Below are 19,322 nucleotides of genomic sequence, written 5' to 3'. Positions count from 1 at the left end.
CCTCCCGGTGTCAAGGAGCAAGTCCAGCGTCCCAGAGTGCCGTGGTTCTTTGCTCTGCCCGAACAGTGCTTGTCCGTGGCGGCACGGTCGTCACAGGTGCCGGTCGAACCAGCCGGCGGCCTGCGCGGTGACCTCTTCGAGGGCTCCGGGCTCCTCGAACAGGTGACCCGCGCCGGAGATCACGTGGACCTCGGACGCGGCGAGGCTCCGGTGCGCCCGCTCGTTCAACTCCAGCACCTCGGTGTCGAGGGCGCCGACGATCAGCAGGACGGGTGCCCGGACCCGCGCGAGGGACGGGCCCGCCAGGTCGGGACGCCCGCCGCGGGAGACGACCGCGGCGATCCGGGGGCGGGCCGCGGCGGCGCCGAGCGCGGCGGCCGCGCCGGTGCTCGCCCCGAACAGGCCGATGGGGAGGCCCGCGGTGTGCGGGGCGGCTTCGAGTCCTTCGGTGAGGACGTCGACGGCGCCGACGAGGCGGCGCGTGAGCAGGTCGATGTCGAAGCGCAGGGCGGCGGTGACCCGGTCGGCCTCCTCCTCGGGCCCGGTGAGGAGGTCGATGAGGAGGGTCCCGAGCCCGGCGGTGTTCAGGCCGTCGGCGACCGCGCGGTTGCGGGGGCTGTGCCGGGAGCTGCCGCTGCCGTGCGCGAAAAGGACGACGCCCCGAGCGCCGTCCGGTATGTCCAGGTCGCCCGCCAGCTCGGCGTCGGGCAGCCGCAGCGTGGTCATGTGTTGGGCGGCTCCGCGCTGATGTCGGCGAGGGCCGAGCGCTCGTCGCGCTGGACGGCGAGGTCGCCGATGGACACCATGCCGATCGGGCGGTCGCCGTCCACGACCGGGAGTCGGCGGACGGTGTGCGCCCGCATCAGCCGCACGGCCTCCTCGGCATCCGCCCCGGGCGCGATCGTGATCATGTTGGTGCTGCAGATGTCGGCGACGGCCGTGCGTGACATGTCCCGGTGCTCGGCCACGGCGCGGACGACGATGTCGCGGTCGGTGACCAGGCCGCGGAGGCGCCCCTCGTGGACCACCAGGACGTCGCCGATGCCGTGCCGGCGCATGAGGTCCCCGACCTCGACCAGGCTCGTGTCCGGGGACACCGCCACGGGCGCGGGCGTCATGACTTCGTTCACCTTCTGGCCCATGCGAGACCTCCCTCGGGGGCTCGCGTACCCAGCGCCGGACGGGATATGTCTACGCGGGCGAGTCGGGGCCCTCCTGCTCGGCGAGGAACCGCTCGAACTGCGCGCCGAGCTCGTCGGCGGTCGGCATGTCCTGCGACTCGGCGAGGAGATTGTCGCGCTCGGCGGCGCCCGCGAACGCGTCGTACTGCTGCTCCAGCGCCCGCACGACCTTCTCGACCTCGTCGTTGCCCTCGACCTGCTCGGCGATGTCGGCGTCGGTGGCGGCGGCCGCCTCCCGCAGCCGGTCGACCGGCAGCACCAGCCCCGTCGCGGAGATCACGGCCTCCATCGCGGCGACCGCCGCGGCCGGGTAGGCGGACTGCGCCAGGTAGTGCGGGACGTGCACCGCGAACCCGACGGCGTCGTGGCCCGCCTCGCCGAGCCGCAGCTCCAGCAGCCCCGCGGCGCTGCCCGGCACCTGCACCTTGTCGAACCAGGAGTTGCGGGTGATCAGCTCGGGCCGGGTCGCGTGCGAGGTGGTGCCGACGGGGCGGGTGTGCGGGACGCCCATCGGGATGCCGTGGAACCCGACGACCAGCCCCACGCCGAGCCGCTCCACCAGATGCAGGACGGACGCGGTGAAGCCCTCCCACAGCCGGTCGGGCTCCGGGCCCGACAGCAGCAGGAACGGGCTGCCGACCTCGTCGCGCAGCAGCCGGACGACCAGTTCGGGCGCCTCGTAGGTGGCCCAGTGGTCGCGGTCGAACGTCATCGGCGGGCGGCGCGCCCGGTAGTCGATCAGGGAGTCGACGTCGAAGCGGGCGATGACCCGGTGCTCCAGCGCCTCCAGGAGGTGCTCCCGCACGAGCTGCCCGGTCGTCCCCGCGTCCACGAAGCCGTCCAGGCTGTGCAGCAGCACCGGACCCGTCATCTCCGGCAGGTCGGAGTCGAGCTCGTACAGATCCTCTGGGTTAAGCAACTTCTCCCCCACCTCTACTGTCCATCAGCCCAAGCGTATCCGTGCCCAAGGCGGTGCTCTCGTCCTCCGGGCCTTGGCGGCCCGGAGGACGAGAGCACCGCGGGCGATCATCGCATCGCTCCGGCTCGCCTTGCGGCTCGCGTCGCGATCAGTCTCTCGCAGGCTCGCGACTGCCTTCGGACGCGATCGCAACCGTTCGGAATTTCGCGTGGTCGCGGCGAAAAACTGTGGGTCGAGTTCTTCGCGGTAGGCGGCTCGGGTGGGGTGGTCCGTTCGGGTCGGGCCTGGGCTACTCCTTGAAGACTCGGCTGGTCAGGAAGTCTTCGGGGCGGAGGGTGGTGAGGGCCTCGCGGTCCACCTCGCCCGGGTGGGCCAGGAGGCGGTTCGCGTGGCGCAGGCGGGCGCGTTCTATCGCGTTGCGGACGGAGCGGGCGTTGGCGAAGCGGGGCCGGGCGCGGCGGCGGGCGAGGTAGTCGCGGAAGACCGGCTCGGTCTCGGGGGCGAGGGTGTAGCCCTCGCGGGCCGTCATCAGGCGGCCGATGGCCTCCAGCTCGCCGGGCTCGTAGTCGGGGAAGTCGATGTGGTGGGCGATGCGGGAGCTCATTCCGGGGTTGGACGCGAAGAAGGAGTCCATGCGGTCCTTGTAGCCGGCGAGGACGACCACCAGGTCGTCCCGCTGGTTCTCCATGACCTGGAGGAGGATCTCGATGGCCTCCTGCCCGTAGTCGCGCTCGTTCTCGGCGCGGTACAGGTAGTACGCCTCGTCGATGAACAGGACGCCGCCCATGGCGCGCTTCAGGACCTCCTTGGTCTTGGGCGCGGTGTGGCCGACGTACTGGCCCACGAGGTCGTCGCGGGTGACGGAGACCAGGTGGCCGCGGCGGACGTAGCCGAGGCGGTGCAGGAGTTCGGCGAGCCGGACCGCGACGGACGTCTTGCCCGTCCCGGGGCTGCCGGTGAAGCACATGTGCAGGTTGGGGCGTCCCGAGTCGATGCCGAACCGGGCCCGGACGCGGTCGACGAGCAGCAGCGCGGCGATCTCCCGGATGCGGGTCTTGACGGGGGCGAGCCCCACGAGTTCGGCGTCCAGGGCGGAAAGGACGGCGTCGACCTGGGAGTCGGCGCGTTCCTTGGCGAGGTCGACGCGGGCGTCGGCGGGGAGCGGCTCCCCGGCGGGGGGTTCCGGGGGGTCCGCCACCGGGGAGCCGTTCCGCCGCATCCCGAAGCTCTGCCGCGTCTCCGGGCCGGGGCGGTCGCTCAACGTCCCGCCCCGTAGCGGTCGCCTTCGGGACGGTCGAGCGCGTAGGGGTGCATCGTGTAGCGGACGCGCCGGTCGGCGGTCTCCGTCCGGTCGAGGCGGAAGCCGGGCTCCTCGGCCGGGCGCTGGACGATGAACGACAGCGCCGTCGTCTGCCGCCCGTAGCGGGCGTCGTAGGCGGTCAGCCGGACGTAGCGGTCCGGGTAGGCCTTGCGGCACTCGTTGACCTCGTACAGGACGCCGGCCGGGTCGGTGAGGTCGAACATCGGCAGGCCCCACATCTCCCAGTAGGAGTTGCGCGGGTGGGGGTCGTCGGTGAACTCGACCGAGCACGGCCAGCCCTGGTCCAGGGCGTAGGCGATCTGCTCGGCGATGTCCTCGTCGGTGAGGTCGGGCAGGTAGGAGAAGGTTCCTTGGGTGATCCGCATGTCACACGCTCACGGGGGTCGGGGCGGCGTCGGGGGTGTCGGTGGACTCGTAGGTGAAGGTGATGTCGCCCCAGGTGGACAGGGCGACGTCCAGTTCGCGGCTGTGCTTGGCGGCGGCGCGCAGGATGTCCGGCCCCTCGGCCAGGTAGTCGCGGCCCTCGTTCCGCGCCTTGATCATCGCCTCCAGCGCGACGCGGTTGGCGGCGGCGCCGGCGGCGATGCCCATCGGGTGGCCGATCGTCCCGCCGCCGAACTGCAGGATCGAGTCCTCGCCCAGGTAGTGCAGGAGCTGGTGCATCTGCCCGGCGTGGATGCCGCCGGACGCGACGGGCATCGTGCCCGGCATCGACGCCCACTCCTGGTCGAAGTACAGGCCCTTCACCGGGTCGGCCTCCACGCGGTCGAGGCGGAGGGTGTCGTAGTAGCCGCGGACGCTGTTGGGGTCGCCTTCGAGCTTGCCGACGACCGTCCCGGCGTGGATGTGGTCGACGCCCGCGAGGCGCATCCACTTGGCGATGACGCGGAAGTTCACGCCGTGGGTCTTCTGCCGCGTGTAGGTGGAGTGGCCCGCGCGGTGCAGGTGCAGGATGACGCCGTTCCTGCGCGCCCACTTGGCCATGGACTGGATCGCCGTGTAGCCGATCGTGAGGTCGATCATCACGATGACGCTGCCGAGCTCCTTGGCGAACTCGGCGCGCTCGTACATGTCCTCCATCGTCGCGGCGGTGACGTTGAGGTAGTGGCCCTTGACCTCGCCCGTCGCGGCCTGCGCCCGGTTGACGCCCTCCATGCAGTACAGGAAGCGGTCGCGCCAGCGCATGAACGGCTGGGAGTTGATGTTCTCGTCGTCCTTGGTGAAGTCGAGGCCGCCGCGCAGGGCCTCGTAGACGACGCGGCCGTAGTTGCGGGCCGACAGGCCGAGCTTCGGCTTGACGGTCGCGCCCAGTAGGGGGCGGCCGAACTTGCCGAGGTACTCGCGTTCCATGACGATGCCGTGCGCCGGGCCCTGGAACGTCTTCACGTAGTGGGTCGGGATCCGCATGTCCTCCAGCCGCAGGGCCTTGAGCGCCTTGAACCCGAAGACGTTCCCGATGATGGACGACGTCAGGTTCGCGATCGAGCCCTCCTCGAACAGGTCGAGGTCGTAGGCGATGTAGGCGATGAACTGGTCGCCCTGCCCGGGGACGGGCTCCACCTTGTAGCACTTGCCCTGGTAGTTCTCGTAGGAGGTGAGCCGGTCGGTCCACACGACCGTCCACGTCGCGGTGGACGACTCGCCCGCGACGGCCGCGCCCGCCTCCTCCGGCGGCACGCCCTGCTGGGGCGTGATGCGGAAGGCGGCGAGGATGTCGCTGTCCTTCGGCTCGTAGTCCGGACGCCAGTAGCCCATCTCCGCGTAGGGGATCACGCCCGCCGACCATCTGCCCGCGCTCATCGCCGCTCTCCTTCAGCCGAAGCCTGGAATGGACGGGACGCGGCGCGCCGCCCCAGTGGAGGACGGCATGTCCCAGGGGATCGGGGTGGAGCGCCGCGTCCCGGCCACGTGCAACCGTGACGCGTCCGAGAATCGCCCTCCGACACTTGCGATGTCCATCAAGTGTTCTACGGTGACCGTCAAGTATTCGCTTGAACGAGGAGGCGGGACGTGACGGAGGCGCGGCTGCGGGCGCTCGTCGCGCTCGCCGACACCGGGTCCGTGCGGTCGGCGGCGCGGCGGCTGTACGTGACCGAGTCGGCGGTGTCGGCCGCGGTCGCGGCGCTGACCCGGGAACTGGGCGTCCCGCTCGTCCGGCGGGAGGGGCGCGGCGTCCGGCTGACCGGCGCGGGCGCCGTCTACGCCGGGTACGCGCGGCAGGTGCTCGGGCTGCTGGAGGAGGGGCGCGCGGCGGCGCGGGGCGCGGCCGACCCGGGCCGCGGGCCGCTGCGGCTGGCGGCGGTGACGACGGCCGCCGACCAGGTCCTCCCCGAGCTGCTGGCCTCGTTCCGGGCACGCTGGCCGGACGTGGAGCTGGCGCTGGAGGTGGGGCCGCGCCGCCAGGTGTGGAGCAGCCTCGCCGCGCACGAGGCCGACCTCGTGCTGGCGGGCCGCCCGCCCGCCGGGGTCGCGGCGACCGTGCTGGCCAGGCGGCCGAACGAGCTGGTCGTCGTGGGAGCGCCGGACCTGGCGGCCGGGTTCGCCCTGGCCCGCACGCCGTGGGTGATGCGCGAGCCCGGGTCGGGGACGCGGGCGAGCGCGGACGCCTACCTGGCCGAGCGGGAGGCGGCGCCGCCGCGGCTGGTGCTCGGCTCGAACGGCGCGGTGATCGCGGGCGCGGCGGCGGGGCTGGGCGTGGCGCTGGTCTCGCGGGACGCCGTCGGCGCGGAGCTGGAGGCCGGGCGGCTCGTGGTGGTCGGCGCGCCGGGGATGCCCCTGGACCGGCCGTGGCACGCGGTCGCGGGCGCGGCGCCGACGGCGACGACGCTGCTGTTCGTCCGGCACCTGCTGGACGCGCCCGGCTGGCGCCCGGCCGCGGTGGCTAAGGAAGGCTCCACAGTGACACCGACAGCAGGCCCAGGCTGACGGCGATCAGGATCATCGCGACGTTCCGCCCGCCCTCGCCGGACGGGGCGGTGTTCCGGCGCGCCAGCAGGACCACGAAGCTCACGAGGAAGCCGGCGGCGACGACGTCCATCGCCACGGCGAGCCCGGTCATACCCACACCATCCGCATCATCGGTGCAACCCTAGAGGAGTCGCGCGTCCTTTCGAGTGCGGTCCCTCACATCGGGGAGCCACCGCGCATGAACGGCCCCGAACGCGTCAGAATCGTGTTCGGAACCGTGAAAGGGGCCTCCATGACCGCCGACCGCCCGTACGACGTCGTCCTGTTCGGCGCCACCGGCTTCACCGGTGCCCTCACCGCCGAATACCTCGCCCGGCACGCCGGTCCCGGCACGCGCTGGGCGCTGGCGGGGCGCAACCAGGCGAAGCTGGCGGCCGTGCGCGACCGGCTGGCGGAGCTCGACCCGGCGTGCGCCGAACTGCCGCTGCTGCACGCCGACACCACCGACGCGGCGTCGATCGAGGAGATCGCGGAGTCGGCGCGGGTCGTCATCACGACGGTCGGCCCCTACGTCAAGTACGGCGAGCCCCTGGTGGCGGCGTGCGCGCGCGCCGGCACCGACTACGTCGACCTCACCGGCGAGCCCACGTTCGTGGACCGGATGTACGTGAAGTACCACGACGCCGCGGTGCGCAGCGGGGCCCGGATCGTGCACGCCTGCGGGTTCGACTCGATCCCGCACGACCTCGGCGTGTACTTCACGGTCAAGCAGCTCCCCGAGGACGTCCCCCTGCACGTCGAGGGGTTCCTGCGGGTGCGCGGGGACGCGTCCGGCGGCACCCTGCACTCGGCCGTCGGCATCTTCGGCGACGCCGCCGGGATGGTGCGCGCCGAGCGCGAGCGCCGCAAGGTGGAGACGCCTCCCGCCGGGCGCACGGTGCGGATCTCGCGCCGCCCGGCGCCGAAGGCCCGCGTCGGGGGCGGCTGGACGCTGCCGCTGCCCACCATCGACCCCCAGATCGTGGTCCGGTCCGCCGCGGCCCTCGACCGGTACGGCCCCGACTTCTCCTACGGCCACTACGTCGCGGTCAAGCGGCTCGCCACCGCGGCGGGGATGGCGGCGGGCTCCGGCGCCCTGCTGGCCCTCGCCGCGCTCCCCCCGACCCGCAGCCTCCTGCTGCGGCTCCGGACGCCCGGCGACGGGCCGTCGGAGGAGCGCCGCGCCCGCAACTGGTTCAGCGTGAAGTTCGTCGGGGAGGGCGGCGGCCGGCGCGTCGTGACCGAGGTCGCGGGCGGCGACCCCGGATACACCGAGACGGCGAAGATGCTCGCCGAGTCGGCGCTGTGCCTCGCCCACGACGATCTGCCCGCGACGTCCGGGCAGGTCACCACGGCCGCCGCGATGGGCGACGCGCTCGTCGACCGGCTCGTCAAGGCCGGGATCGCCTTCCGGGTCCTCGACGCGGGCTGAGCGCCGGTCAGATCGCCTTCCCGGGGTTGAGCACGCCGTCCGGGTCGAGGGCCCGCTTGATCCGCCGGTGGACGTCCCGGACGCCGGGCCCCATCTCGCCGTCCAGCCAGGGCCGCTTCAGCACGCCGACGCCGTGCTCGCCGGTGAGGGTGCCGCCGAGGTCGATCGCGGCGGTGAACACCTCGCCGGCCGCCGCCAGCACCGGCGGCGGGGGCCCGGGCAGGTCGCGGTCGAAGACGAACAGCGGGTGCAGGTTGCCGTCCCCGGCGTGGGCGACGGTGAGGATGCGGACACCGTGCCGCTCCGCCGCCCGCTCGATGCGCTCCACCATCTCCGGGAGCCGCGAGCGCGGGACGCACACGTCCTCCACGAGGCACTTGCCGAGCCTCTCGGCGGCGGGGTAGGCCAGCCTGCGCACCTCCAGCAGCGCGTCGGCCTCCGCCTCGTCGGTGGACGCGGCGGCGAACGCGGCCCCGGCCCGCTCGCACTCGCGGACCAGCGCGTCCGCCGGGCACTCCGGCCCGTCGGTCTGCGCGAGGAGCACCGCGGCGGCGCCGGGGTCGAGGTCGATGCGGCGCCACTCGTCGATCGCCCGCAGCGTGGCCCGGTCGACGAGCTCCAGCAGGCTGGGCCGCAGCCCGGCGCCCATGATCGCGGCCGCCGCCGCACCGGCCGCCGTCAGGGACGGGAACGTCGCGAGCACGGTCTCGGGCGGCCGCGGGGGCGCCGGGAACAGCCGGACGGTCGCCGCGGTGATCACCCCGAGGGTGCCCTCGGACCCGACGAACAGGCCGGTGAGGTCGTAGCCGGTGACGCCCTTGACCGTCCGCCCGCCGGTCCGGATCACCGTCCCGCCCGCGAGGACGACCTCCAGCCCGAGCGTGGAGTGGCGGGTCACGCCGTACTTCACGCAGCGCAGCCCGCCCGCGTTGGTGGCGAGGTTCCCGCCGATCGTGGAGATCTCGTGGCTGGAGGGGTCCGGCGCGTACATCAGGCCGTGGGCGCGGGCCGCGCGGTCCAGGTCCGCGGTGATCACGCCGGGCTCGGCGACGGCGACGTGGTCGAGCGGGGAGATCTCGCGGATCGCGGTCATCGCGGCCAGCGACAGCACGACGCAGCCGTCCACGGCGGTGGCCCCTCCGGCCAGCCCGGTGCCCGCGCCGCGCGGGACGACCGGGACCCGCTCCTCCTGCGCCCACGCCATCGTCGCCGCCACGTCGGCGGTGTCGCGGGCGCGGACGACCGCGAGGGGCGCGCCGGGCACCGCGTAGGTCTGGTCCCGCGTGTAGGCGTCCATCGCGTCCGGGTCGGTGAGGACGCGTCCCTCGGGGAGGAGGGCGCGCAACGCCTCGGCGGCGGTCACTTCGAGCACCGGTTGCGCAGGACGCCGAGTCCCTCGATCTCGGTCGTGACCAGGTGCCCGGGGCGCAGCCGCACCGGCGGGACGCGGCTGTCGCCGATCCCGGCCGGGGTCCCGGTGAGCAGCACGTCGCCGGGGTCGAGCGTCACGATGCCGCTGACGTAGGCGACGATCTCCTCCGGCGGGAACAGCATGGTGGACGTCCGGCCGCGCTGCATGACCTCGCCGTCCACCGCGCAGGTGACCTCCAGGTCGGCGGCGTCGCCCACCTCGTCGCCGGTGACCAGGGCGGGGCCGAGCGGGGTCGTGGAGTCGAACGTCTTGCCCTGGAGCCACTGGGTGGTGCGGCGCTGGAAGTCGCGGGCGCTGACGTCGTTGGCCACGGTGTAGCCGGCGATCGCCGCGCGGGCCTCGCCGCGGTCCGCGCCCCGGACCGTCCGGCCGACGACGACGGCCAGTTCCGCCTCCCAGTCCATCGCCGCGGACGCCTCCGGCAGCATGATCGGATCGGACGGGCCGACCAGCGAGCGCGCGAACTTGGCGAACAGCGTCGGGTACTCGGGGGTGTCGAGCCCGGTCTCGGCGATGTGCGGCGTGTAGTTGAGCCCCACGCAGATGATCTTGCTGGGGCGCGGGACCACCGGGGCGAGGTCCAGCTCCGCGAGCGGAACCGGGCGCCCGGCGGCGGCCGCGGCCCGCTCCCGCCAGTCGGGCCCGGCGGCGGCGAGCAGCGCCCCCACGTCCGGCGCGTCGAGCGGAGTCACGGACTCCCCGTCCACCCGCCCCGCCCGGGTACCGCCCTCGCCGCGAAAGGTCACAAGTCGCATGCCCGTTCTCCCAGATATTCCATAATACGGAACGCAATTCCGCATAATAGACAAGCAAGGCGGCAGCTCCCCTGTCAACCACCGGCCCCCAGAAGCCGCATGCGCCCCCGCCCCCAGGGCCACTCCTTACCGACACCGCACCCCACGGGACCGCCGGCCCCAGCAAGCTCCACACGCCACCGGGCCGTTGCCACCAGGCAGCCGCCGCACCCGCCAGGTCGATGCCCCGGCCAGCCGCCGCACCCCACGGAGCCCGCGAATCGCCAGGTCACCGTTCCGTGCGGGGGGCGGGGCTCGTGGCCTGGGGATTACGGGGTGGCGGGGCGGTCCAGTTCGTCGGCGAGGACTGCGCGGAGGCGGGTGGCGACCTCGGTCAGGCGGGCCTTGGGGAAGCGGTCCTTCGGGGCCGTGACGCTGATGCCGGCCGAGGGCGTGGCCCGGCCGAGGAAGACCGGGACGGCCGCGCAGCGCACCCCGTCCTCGTTCTCCTCCAGGTCGAGGGCGTAGCCGCGCTCGCGGATCTCGGCCATCTCCTCGGCGAGGCGCGCCGGGGAGGTGATCGAGTGCCGGGTGACGGCGCGCAGCTCGTGCGCCGAGGCCCACAGCCGGATCGCCTCGTCGGTCGGGTACGTCCAGGCCAGCAGGGCCTTGCCAACCCCGGTGCAGTGCGCGGGGTTCCGGCCGCCGATGACCGAGGTCATGGTGATCGGGTGGATCGCCTCGACCTTGTCGACGTAGACGATCTCGGCGCCCTCCAGGACGGCCATGTGGGTGGTCTCGTTCAGCTCCTCGCGCAGCCGCAGCAGCACGGGGTGCACGAGGGAGCGCAGGTCGATCCGGTCGTAGAAGCGGAACGCCGCCGCGAGCAGCTCGGTGCCGAGGAAGTACGGGCCGTTCGGCTCGGGCTGCGCGGCGAAACCGCGGTGCCGCAGCGCGCCCAGCAGCCGGTGCAGGGAGCTGCGCGGGATCCCGGAGCGGACCGCGAGGTCCTCCAGCGTCACGCCGCGCCCGCTCTCCGACAGCAGCTGGATGATGCGCAGCGCCCGGTCGACGCTGCCGACCGGGGACTCGCTCTTCGCCATCTGTACACCCCTCTATGTTTCCGTCATACGGAATGCTAGCCCACGATGCGGATGCCCTGCTACATTCGCCGCGTGATGAAGGCACTCGTTTTCACCGCTCCGAGTGTGGTGGAACTGCACGACGTCGACGAACCGTCCGTCCGAGCCGATGAGGTCCTCGTCGAGGTGGCCGCCGCCGGAATCTGCGGCAGCGAGCTGCACGGCGTGCGCACCCCGGGGTTCCGCACTCCTCCGCTGGTGATGGGCCACGAGTTCGCCGGGACGACCTCGGACGGGCGCCGGGTCGCGGTGAACCCCATTCTGTCCTGCGGGCGCTGCGACATGTGCGGCAGGGGGCGCGGGCACCTGTGCCGGCGCCGGGCCCTGATCGGGGTGCACCGCCCCGGCGGGTTCGCCGAGCGGGCGGCCGTGCCCGCGTCGGCCGTGCACGTCCTGCCGCCCGGCATGGGGTGGACGGCCGCGGGCCTGATCGAGCCGATCGCCTACGCCGTCCACACGTGGAACGTGGCACAGGTCCCCGAGGGGGCGCGGATCGGCGTGATCGGCTGCGGCTCGATCGGGCTGCTGTGCGTGCAGCTCGCGCGCGCCCGGGGCGCCGCCGTCGTGGCCGCCGCCGACGTCTCGCGGCGCCGCGCGGCCATCGCGGAGCGGGTCGGCGCCGACGTCGCGGGCCCCGCGTTGACCGGCGAGTTCGACGTGGTGTTCGACGCGGTGGGCCTGCCGGCGACCCGCGCCGGCGCGCTGGCCCGGCTCGCGCCCGGCGGCACCGCCGTGTGGCTGGGCCTGCTCAGCCCCGAGTCCGGGTTCGACGGCGCCGACCTCGTCCGGTCCGAGAAGCGGGTGCTCGGCTCGTTCGGCTACACCCCGGGCGAGTTCGCCGCCGCCGTGACCCTCGCGGGCGAGTGGGACCTCGGCTGGGTCGACACCTTCCCCCTCGCCGACGGCGCCCGGGTGTTCACCGACCTGATGAACGGCGGCACCGAGCCCGTCAAGGCCCTGCTCACGCCGTGAGCTGCCGGGAACGTCCCGAGCGAAGGGAGACCCTCATGAACGTCAGCGCGGGCTTCCGCGACCTCGCCGTCCCGCCGGGGATGGTCGCCGTGTGCGCCCTCGGCCAGGCGGGCTTCCTGATCAAGGGGGCGGGCGGGACGGTCGTGGCCGTCGACCCGTACCTGTCGGACCGGCTCGCCCGCGACTCGGAATTCGGGCCGCCCGGGCGGTGGGCGCGGCGCTTCCCGCCGCCGTTCGCCCCGGAGGATCTGGACGCCGACGTCGTGCTCGTCACGCACGAGCACGCCGACCACTTCGACCCGGCGACGCTCGGGCCCGCCCTCGCGCGCCGCCCGTTCACGGTCGTCGCGCCGCCCGTCCTGCGGGACGAGGTGGAGGCGCTCGGCGCCCGGTTCGCTCCGGCGTACGCGGGATGTCCGCAGGAGCTGGACGGGGTCCTCGTCCATCCGGTCCCGGCCGCGCACTCCCCCGAGTACACCGGGCCGGACTGCTACGACGTCATGGTGCAGGACGGCGCGCACCGGTTCCTCGGGTACGTCGTCGAGGTCGACCCGGGCGTGACCGTCTACCACGCGGGCGACACCGTCCCGCATCCCGAGATCGACCGGGCCCTCGAAGGGCTGCGGCCGCGGGTCGCGCTGCTGCCGGTCAACGGCCGCGACCGGATCCGCGAGGAGATGGGGATCGTCGGCAACCTGACCGTCCGGGAGGCGGCGCACCTCGCCGCCCGGGCGGACGCGCGCTGGCTGGTCCCGAGCCACCACGACCTGTTCGCCGTCAACGCCGAATCGGTCACCACGTTCGTCGACACGCTCGACCGCCGGTTCCCCGACCAGGAGTACCTCGTGCCCAAGGTCGGACGCCCGGTCGTGCTCGGAGTCTGAGAGGTCCGTTCCGCATGTCCCTTTCCACGACCAGCAGGCCCGCCGCCGTGCGCGAAGAGGAGCCGCCATGCGCGGGCTGACCGGCAAGAACGTCCTGATCACCGGTGGCACCAGCGGGATCGGGGCGGCCGCGGCGCGGCGGTTCCTGGAGGAGGGCTCGCGCGTCTTCGTCTGCGGCCTCGAAGGCGTCGCGGAGACGGTCGGCGAGCTGGGCGCGCTCGGCGAGATCGGCGGGACGGTCTGCGACGTCAGCCGGGAGGACGAGGTCGCCCGCCTGCTCGCCGAGGCCGAGTCCGCGCTCGGCGGGATCGACGTGCTGCTGAACAACGCCGGGACCAGCTGGCGCGAGCCCTTCCTGGAGATCACCGCCGACCACTGGGACACCGTCATCGCGGTGAACCTGCGCGGGATGTTCCTCGTCGGCCAGGCCGCCGGCCGGTCGATGGTCGCCCGCGGCACGCGCGGCTCCATCGTCAACATGGCCTCCACGAACGCGCTCGGCGGCGAGGCCGACTACGCCCACTACAACGCCTCCAAGGGCGGGGTGCTCCAGCTGACCAGGACGATGGCCGTCGAGCTCGGCGCGCACGGCATCCGGGTCAACGCGCTCTGCCCCGGCTACATCAGGACGCCGCTCAACGCCTCCATCGAGGCGGGCCTCGACCCGGGGTTCGTCGCCGCCTACCAGCGCGACCACATCCCCCTCGGCCGGGCCGGGCGGGCGGAGGAGGTCGCCGCCGCCTACGCCTTCCTGGCCTCCGACGACGCCTCCTTCGTCCACGGAGCCGAGCTGGTCATCGACGGCGGCCAGCTCGCGATCATGTAAGGGAACCCATGGCACGCATCGTCTTCGTCGGCGCCGGCAGCGTCGAGTTCACCAAGAACGTCCTGTCCGACATCCTCTCCCTTCCGGGGCTCGGCGCCTCGACCCTCGTCCTGCACGACATCGACGCCGGGCGGCTGGCCACGGCGGAGGCCATGGCGCGCTGGATGGTCCGGCACCTCGGGCTGCCCGCCGGGGTCGAGGCGCACACCGACCGGCGCGCCGCGGTCGACGGCGCCGACTACGTGATCAACGAGATCGCGGTCGGCGGGTACCCGGCCACCCGGATCGACTTCGAGGTCCCCGCCCGGTACGGGCTGCGCCAGACGATCGGCGACACGCTCGGCATCGGCGGTATCTTCCGGGCGCTGCGCACCATCCCGGTCATGGTCGCGCTCGGCCGCGACCTCGCGGAACTGGCCCCGGACGCGCTGCTGCTCAACTACACCAACCCGATGTCGATGGTCCCCCGCGCCGTGTACGAGGGGACGCCGTTCCGCAACGTCGTCGGCATCTGCCACTCCGTCCGCGACACCGAGGCGCGGCTGGCGCGGCTGGTCGGCGTCCCGCAGGAGGAGATCGGCTTCGTCACGGCCGGGGTCAACCACCAGGCGTTCGTGCTGAGGTTCGAGCGGCACGGCGAGGACCTCTACCCGAGGCTGGCCGAGGTGATCGAGGCCGACCCGGCGCTGCGGCGCACCGTCCGGGCCGAGATCTTCACGCGGTTCGGGCACTTCCCGACCGAGTCCAGCGTGCACGGCTCGGAGTACCTGCCGTGGTTCCTGCGCCACGACGACCAGGTCGAGCACTTCGGCGTGCAGGTCGGCGCCTACCTGGAGTGGTCGCGGGAGAACCTCGGCACCTACGAGGAGACCCGCCGCCGTCTGGACGCGGGCGAGGGCGTGGAGATCGAGCCGATGTCGGAGCTGGCCTCGGAGATCATCCACTCGGTCGAGACGGGCGAGCGCCGGATCGTGCACGGCAACGTCCGCAACGACGGCCTGATCGCCAACCTGCCCGCGGACGCGTTCGTCGAGGTCCCGTGCGTGGTCGACCGGGCGGGCGTGCGGCCGTCGCGGATCGGCGCGATGCCGCCGCAGCTCGCCGCGCTCAACCGCACGTTCCTCAACGTCGGCGAGCTGACCGTACGGGCCGCGCTGGAGGGGCGGCGCGACCACGTCCACCACGCGGCCATGCTCGACCCGAACGCCGCGGCGACCCTCACCCTCGCCCAGATCCACGACCTGGTCGAGGACATGATCAAGGCGCATGGGGACGCGCTCCCCGAAGGGATCCGCTAGCCCGATGGAGCTGAGCGAGTACCGGCCCCGGCCGCGCCTGCGCGTGCCGGGGTCGCGCGTTCCCCGCGCCGCGTTCCCCGCCGTCGACGCCCACAACCATCTCGGCCGCTGGCTGACCGGCGGATGGTCGGTGCCCGACGTCGGGCGGCTGCTGGCGCTCATGGAGGAGTGCGGCGTCCGCGCGGTCGTCAACCTGGACGGCCGCTGGGGCGAGGAGCTGGAGGCCAACCTCGACCGCTACGACCGCGCCCATCCGGGCCGGTTCGCGACGTTCTGCCACGTGGACTGGGACGACCTCGCCCGGACCGGCGGCCGCGGGCTCGCGCCGAGCCTGCGCCGGTCGGTGGCGGCGGGCGCGCGGGGGCTGAAGGTCTGGAAGGACCTCGGGCTGCACGTCCGGGACGGCGGCGGGCGGCTCGTCCTGCCCGACGACCCGCGCCTGGCCGAGCTGTGGGAGGCCGCGGCCGACCTCGGCGTCCCCGTCGCGATCCACACCGCCGACCCGATCGCGTTCTTCGACCCGGTCGACGAGCGCAACGAGCGGTACGAGCAGCTGCTCGCGCATCCCGACTGGTCCTTCGCCGACCGGGAGCGCTTCCCGGGTTTCGAGCGGCTCATGGACGCCCTGGAGGCGGTCGTCGCCGCGCATCCCCGGACGGTGTTCGTCGCCGTCCACGCCGGGTGCCAGGCCGAGGACCTCGGCCGGGTCGGGCGGATGCTCGGCGCCTACCCGAACCTGCACGTCGACATCGCGGCCCGCATCGCCGAGCTCGGCCGGCAGCCGCGCGCCACCCGCGCGCTGATCCTGCGGTTCCCGGGCCGGGTGCTGTTCGGCACCGACGAGTTCCCCCCGGACGCGGACACCTACGCCACGCACTTCCGGTTCCTCGAAACGCTGGACGAGCACTTCCCGCACTCCGCGGAGGACCCGCCGTTGATGGGCCGCTGGCGCATCAGCGGGCTCGGCCTGCCCGGGCACGTCCTCGCGTCGGTCTACGCCGACAACGCCGCTCGCCTCCTCGGCATCTGAGGAGGCGGGCGGCCCCCGCGCCCCGATCAGCGGCGAGGGCCGACCGGTCACCCCTTGACGGCCCCGGCCAGCGCCTGGACGAACCGCCGCTGGCCGACGAGGAAGACGATCAGGACCGGGACGGTGGTCAGCACCGTCCCGGCCATGATCTGCGGCCAGTCGGCGCGGTGCTGCCCCTGGAACGTGGCGAGCCCGGCCTGCACGGTGTAGTTCTCCTTGGACGAGATCGCCACCATCGGCCAGAACAGGTCGTTCCACGCGTAGATGAAGGTGATGACCGCGAGGGCGGCGAGGGCCGGGCGCGCGACGGGCAGCACGACGCGGAAGAACACGCCCCAGCGCGAGCAGCCGTCGATCCGGGCGGCCTCCTCCAGCTCGCGCGGGAAGTTCTGGAAGAACGAGGTCATCAGGTAGACGCCGAGCGCGGAGGCGAGCTGCGGAGCGATCAGCGCGCCCAGCGTGTTGATCAGGTGCAGCCTGTTGAAGATCAGGAAGGTGGGGATCACGGTGAGCTGGAACGGGATCAGCGTCGTCGCGATCACCAGCGCCAGCGTGACGCGCCGCCCGGCGAACCGCAGCCGCGCGAACGCGTACCCCGCCATGCTGCACAGCACGACCTGCGACGCCACGATCGCCGCGGACACGATCACGCTGTTGAGGAACCAGCGCGGGAACTCCGAGCCGGCGAGCAGCTCCCGGTAGCCGGTGAGGTCCACGCCCGGCGGGACGAGCGGCGGCGGGAACCGGTTGAGCTGCGCCCTGGTCATCACCGACGCGCCCAGCATGTAGAGGAACGGCAGCACCATCAGCAGCGACAGCGGGGCCAGGGCCAGGTGCCGGGCGCTCGGCCGCCGCCGGGCGCGCCGGGCGGCGGGCGCGGGCCCGGCGGGCGGGGGCGCGGTGGTGGCGGGTGCGGCGGTCACAGCAGGAACCCCTTCCGGCGGCCGAAGACCAGGCCGACGACGATGGTCGCCAGGCTGCCCGCGAACAGCGTGTAGGCGACCGCGGCGCCGTACCCGGCGGTGAAGTACTCGAAGGCGAGCTGCCAGACGTAGTAGACGATCGTGATCGTCGAGTTGACGGGGCCGCCCTTGGTCGTGGTGAGCAGCAGGTCGAAGAACTGGAGGCAGTCGATGAGGCCCCAGACGGCGAGGAACAGCGAGATCGACCGCACCGACGGGACGACGATGTGCCGGAACGTCCGCCACGGCCCCGCGCCGTCGATGGACGCGGCCTCCATGACCTCCTTGGGGATCTCCTGGAGCGCGGCCAGGTAGATCACGACGTTGAAGCCGAACTGGGTCCAGACGAAGATGCCGGTGATGACGAGCATCGCCTGGGACGGGTCGTCCAGGAAGCCCTGCGCGGGCAGCCCGGTCCGCGTGAGCAGGCCGTTCACCACGCCGAAGTCCTTGTCGAACACGAAGGCCATCAGCAGCCCCTCGGCCGCGGCGGACGCGACGAACGGCACGAGGAAGCAGGCACGGTAGAACCCGATGCCCCTGATGGGCTTGTTCAGCAGCAGCGCGACCGCGAGGCCGAGCAGCAGCGAGACCGGGATGTAGAGGCCGACGAGCTCCGCCGTGTTGCGGATCGACTTCCAGAACACCGGGTCGTGCGCCAGGGTCCGGTAGTTGGCCAGCCCCACGCCCTGGCCCTCCGACACCAGGTCGGAGTCGGTGAGCGAGAGCCGGAACGCCCAGCCCATCGGCAGCAGCGAGAAGCCGAGGACCAGCAGCGTGGACGGGCCCGCGAACGACCACGCGGCGGCCTGGTCGGTGAGCCGCCGCCGCACTTTCCGGCCGCCCTCCGGGGGGCCGCCGGGGTCTGCGGGGGCCCGGCGGCCGGCGCCGCGGGTGGCGGTCGCCGCGCTCATTGGCCGGGTACCGCGAGGAGCGCGTCGGACTTGCGGGCGGCGTCGTCCAGCGCGCTCTGCGGGTCGGACCGGCCGAGCAGGACGGACGCGATGGCGTCGGCGACGAAGCCGGAGACGCGCGGGTACTTGGCGGTCACCGGCCTGATCTGCTTGGCGTTGGCGAGGTTGTCGGTGACGACGCCGATCCCCGGGTACCTGCGGACGAAGTCCTGGTAGCCGGGCAGCCTGGTGACCGCCTGGCGGGTCGGCAGCGAGCCGGTGCCCATCATCCAGACGAGCTGCTGCTCGGGCTGGGTCAGCCAGGTGAGGAACTCGACGGCGGCCTTCACCCGGCGGTTCCCGTGGTCGAACACCGCCCAGTTGTCGGGGCCGGAGACCGTCTGGTGGTCGCCGTTTGTGCCGGGCAGCGGCGCGATGTCGTAGTCGATCCCCGCGGCCTTGACGTCGTTGAGCACCCACGGGCCGGACAGGAACAGCCCCAGCCGGCCGGACTCGAACAGCTTCTGGCCCTTCTCGGCCGGGGTGGAGTCCAGGTAGACGGACTTGTCCTGAACGGCCATCTGCTGCACCAGCGTCAGGGCCCGCACTCCCTGCGGCGAGTTGAAGGCGGCCTTCTTGCCGTCCTGCGACAGGATCGAGCCGCCGTTCTGCCAGAGCAGGGGCCACAGGCTCCAGGTGGTCTCCTCACCGCCGCTGACCGCCCAGGTCGTCCCGTAGGTCTTGGATCCGGCGTCGGTGAGCTCGCGCGCCATCGACCGGAAGTCCTCCCACGTCCAGTCCGGCGACGGGGGCTTCAACCCGGCCTTGGCCAGCAGCTTCTTGTTGTAGAGGACGGTCAGGTCGTCCACCACGGCGGGGAACCCGATCACCTTGCCGTTGACGGTCGCCGTCTGCCGGGCGTTGGGCCAGAAGTCGTTCCAGCCGGTCTCGGGGCCGCCCACGTACTTCTTCAGGTCGGGCACCTTCGGGCTGCGCGCGAGCGCGGCCCCCCACGACCCGTACATGTAGGCGATGTCGGGATAGGTACCTGCGGCGAACCCGGCGGTGACCTTGGGCAGCATCGTGTCGGCCGTGGCGCCGCCGGAGTCCATCTTCACCCTGATCCCCGGGTGGCTCTGGTTGAACGCGCCGACCAGCTTCTCCAGGGACTTGGCCGCGCTGTCCTCCTGGCCGTGCCACATGACGAGCTCGACGGTGCCGCCGGAGTCGCCGCCTCCGGACGAGGAGCAGGCGGCGGCGCCGAGCAGCACGGCCGCGAGGATCGGGACGAGGTTCTTCAACGGGATCCCTCCGCTGCTCTGGATTTCCGCGATACGGAATACAGTTCCA

The 19,322-nt window shown here is 73.1% G+C and carries 20 protein-coding genes; 7 read left to right on the top strand and 13 right to left on the bottom strand.

Annotated features, from left to right (window positions below):
• Positions 1-90 precede the first annotated feature (90 nt).
• The 6 genes from AB0C84_RS15735 to AB0C84_RS15710 all read right to left on the bottom strand — a co-directional run bounded on the left by AB0C84_RS15735 (position 91) and on the right by AB0C84_RS15710 (position 5,221).
• Positions 91-726 (bottom strand): dienelactone hydrolase family protein, encoded by a 636-nt coding sequence (locus AB0C84_RS15735; protein ID WP_361066100.1) that lies wholly within the window; start codon positions 724-726, stop codon positions 91-93.
• Entirely contained in the window at positions 723-1,142 is a 420-nt protein-coding gene (locus tag AB0C84_RS15730) for a CBS domain-containing protein (RefSeq protein ID WP_361066097.1), read from the bottom strand. The genes AB0C84_RS15735 and AB0C84_RS15730 overlap by 4 nt, the downstream gene beginning before the upstream one ends.
• Before the next feature lie 49 nt (positions 1,143-1,191).
• Positions 1,192-2,100 (bottom strand): PAC2 family protein, encoded by a 909-nt coding sequence (locus tag AB0C84_RS15725; protein WP_361066094.1) that lies wholly within the window; start codon positions 2,098-2,100, stop codon positions 1,192-1,194.
• 289 nt (positions 2,101-2,389) lie between these two features.
• A complete protein-coding gene (cbbX, locus tag AB0C84_RS15720; RefSeq protein ID WP_361066091.1) occupies positions 2,390-3,361 on the bottom strand; it encodes a CbbX protein in 972 nt (323 codons plus the stop codon).
• Positions 3,358-3,786, bottom strand: a complete 429-nt coding sequence (locus AB0C84_RS15715; protein ID WP_258939366.1) for a ribulose bisphosphate carboxylase small subunit — start codon at positions 3,784-3,786, stop codon at positions 3,358-3,360. Before AB0C84_RS15715 ends, cbbX begins: the two co-directional genes overlap by 4 nt.
• A gap of 1 nt (position 3,787) precedes the next feature.
• Positions 3,788-5,221: a form I ribulose bisphosphate carboxylase large subunit gene (locus AB0C84_RS15710; RefSeq protein WP_361066088.1), complete on the bottom strand. Its 1,434-nt coding sequence runs from the start codon at positions 5,219-5,221 to the stop codon at positions 3,788-3,790.
• A gap of 210 nt (positions 5,222-5,431) precedes the next feature.
• Here AB0C84_RS15710 and AB0C84_RS15705 point away from each other — a divergent pair, with 210 nt between their 5' ends.
• Positions 5,432-6,346 carry a LysR substrate-binding domain-containing protein gene (locus AB0C84_RS15705; RefSeq protein ID WP_361066085.1) on the top strand — a complete coding sequence of 305 codons (915 nt, stop codon included), beginning with the start codon at positions 5,432-5,434 and terminating at the stop codon, positions 6,344-6,346.
• Here the strand turns inward: AB0C84_RS15705 and AB0C84_RS15700 are convergent.
• Positions 6,303-6,479, bottom strand: coding sequence for a hypothetical protein (locus AB0C84_RS15700; protein WP_361066082.1), 177 nt, complete (start codon positions 6,477-6,479; stop codon positions 6,303-6,305). The two genes, AB0C84_RS15705 and AB0C84_RS15700, sit on opposite strands and share 44 nt — an antisense overlap.
• A 141-nt stretch (positions 6,480-6,620) precedes the next feature.
• On the opposite strand from AB0C84_RS15700, the gene AB0C84_RS15695 reads away from it, so the two are divergent.
• The gene (locus tag AB0C84_RS15695; protein WP_361066079.1) at positions 6,621-7,799 is read left to right on the top strand and encodes a saccharopine dehydrogenase NADP-binding domain-containing protein; all 1,179 of its coding nucleotides are present in this window, start codon (positions 6,621-6,623) and stop codon (positions 7,797-7,799) included.
• A gap of 7 nt (positions 7,800-7,806) precedes the next feature.
• On the opposite strand, the gene AB0C84_RS15690 is transcribed toward AB0C84_RS15695, so the two are convergent.
• The 3 genes from AB0C84_RS15690 to AB0C84_RS15680 all read right to left on the bottom strand — a co-directional run bounded on the left by AB0C84_RS15690 (position 7,807) and on the right by AB0C84_RS15680 (position 11,068).
• Positions 7,807-9,171, bottom strand: coding sequence for an FAD-linked oxidase C-terminal domain-containing protein (locus AB0C84_RS15690; RefSeq protein WP_361066076.1), 1,365 nt, complete (start codon positions 9,169-9,171; stop codon positions 7,807-7,809).
• Positions 9,159-9,986, bottom strand: a complete 828-nt coding sequence (locus tag AB0C84_RS15685) for a fumarylacetoacetate hydrolase family protein (RefSeq protein WP_361066073.1) — start codon at positions 9,984-9,986, stop codon at positions 9,159-9,161. The genes AB0C84_RS15690 and AB0C84_RS15685 overlap by 13 nt, the downstream gene beginning before the upstream one ends.
• Before the next feature lie 308 nt (positions 9,987-10,294).
• The gene (locus tag AB0C84_RS15680) at positions 10,295-11,068 is read right to left on the bottom strand and encodes an IclR family transcriptional regulator (protein ID WP_361066070.1); all 774 of its coding nucleotides are present in this window, start codon (positions 11,066-11,068) and stop codon (positions 10,295-10,297) included.
• 75 nt (positions 11,069-11,143) lie between these two features.
• On the opposite strand from AB0C84_RS15680, the gene AB0C84_RS15675 reads away from it, so the two are divergent.
• The 5 genes from AB0C84_RS15675 (at position 11,144) to AB0C84_RS15655 (ending at position 16,117) form a co-directional block, all read left to right on the top strand.
• Positions 11,144-12,079, top strand: a complete 936-nt coding sequence (locus tag AB0C84_RS15675) for an alcohol dehydrogenase catalytic domain-containing protein (protein WP_361066067.1) — start codon at positions 11,144-11,146, stop codon at positions 12,077-12,079.
• A gap of 35 nt (positions 12,080-12,114) precedes the next feature.
• Entirely contained in the window at positions 12,115-12,963 is an 849-nt protein-coding gene (locus AB0C84_RS15670; protein ID WP_361066064.1) for an MBL fold metallo-hydrolase, read from the top strand.
• A gap of 67 nt (positions 12,964-13,030) precedes the next feature.
• Complete coding sequence (locus tag AB0C84_RS15665) at positions 13,031-13,789, top strand: SDR family oxidoreductase (RefSeq protein WP_258939357.1); 759 nt, start codon at positions 13,031-13,033, stop codon at positions 13,787-13,789.
• A gap of 8 nt (positions 13,790-13,797) precedes the next feature.
• Positions 13,798-15,087 carry an alpha-glucosidase/alpha-galactosidase gene (locus AB0C84_RS15660; RefSeq protein WP_361066060.1) on the top strand — a complete coding sequence of 430 codons (1,290 nt, stop codon included), beginning with the start codon at positions 13,798-13,800 and terminating at the stop codon, positions 15,085-15,087.
• A gap of 4 nt (positions 15,088-15,091) precedes the next feature.
• Positions 15,092-16,117, top strand: coding sequence for an amidohydrolase family protein (locus tag AB0C84_RS15655; RefSeq protein ID WP_361066057.1), 1,026 nt, complete (start codon positions 15,092-15,094; stop codon positions 16,115-16,117).
• A 47-nt stretch (positions 16,118-16,164) separates the two neighbouring features.
• Here the strand turns inward: AB0C84_RS15655 and AB0C84_RS15650 are convergent, their stop codons facing one another.
• The 3 genes from AB0C84_RS15650 to AB0C84_RS15640 are packed head-to-tail and all read right to left on the bottom strand — an operon-like array spanning position 16,165 to position 19,273.
• Positions 16,165-17,040, bottom strand: coding sequence for a carbohydrate ABC transporter permease (locus AB0C84_RS15650; RefSeq protein ID WP_258939354.1), 876 nt, complete (start codon positions 17,038-17,040; stop codon positions 16,165-16,167).
• Positions 17,037-17,993 carry a sugar ABC transporter permease gene (locus AB0C84_RS15645; RefSeq protein WP_361066054.1) on the bottom strand — a complete coding sequence of 319 codons (957 nt, stop codon included), beginning with the start codon at positions 17,991-17,993 and terminating at the stop codon, positions 17,037-17,039. Before AB0C84_RS15645 ends, AB0C84_RS15650 begins: the two co-directional genes overlap by 4 nt.
• On the bottom strand, positions 17,990-19,273 hold the full coding sequence (locus AB0C84_RS15640; protein WP_361066052.1) for an ABC transporter substrate-binding protein: 1,284 nt from the start codon (positions 19,271-19,273) through the stop codon (positions 17,990-17,992). The genes AB0C84_RS15645 and AB0C84_RS15640 overlap by 4 nt, the downstream gene beginning before the upstream one ends.
• Positions 19,274-19,322: the final 49 nt, after the last annotated feature.

The sequence above is a fragment of the Actinomadura sp. NPDC048955 genome (genome assembly GCF_040649435.1).
Lineage (GTDB): Bacteria > Actinomycetota > Actinomycetes > Streptosporangiales > Streptosporangiaceae > Spirillospora > Spirillospora luteofluorescens.
The sequence above is the reverse complement of the archived record's forward strand: the minus strand, read 5'-3'. Positions and strand labels throughout refer to the sequence as shown.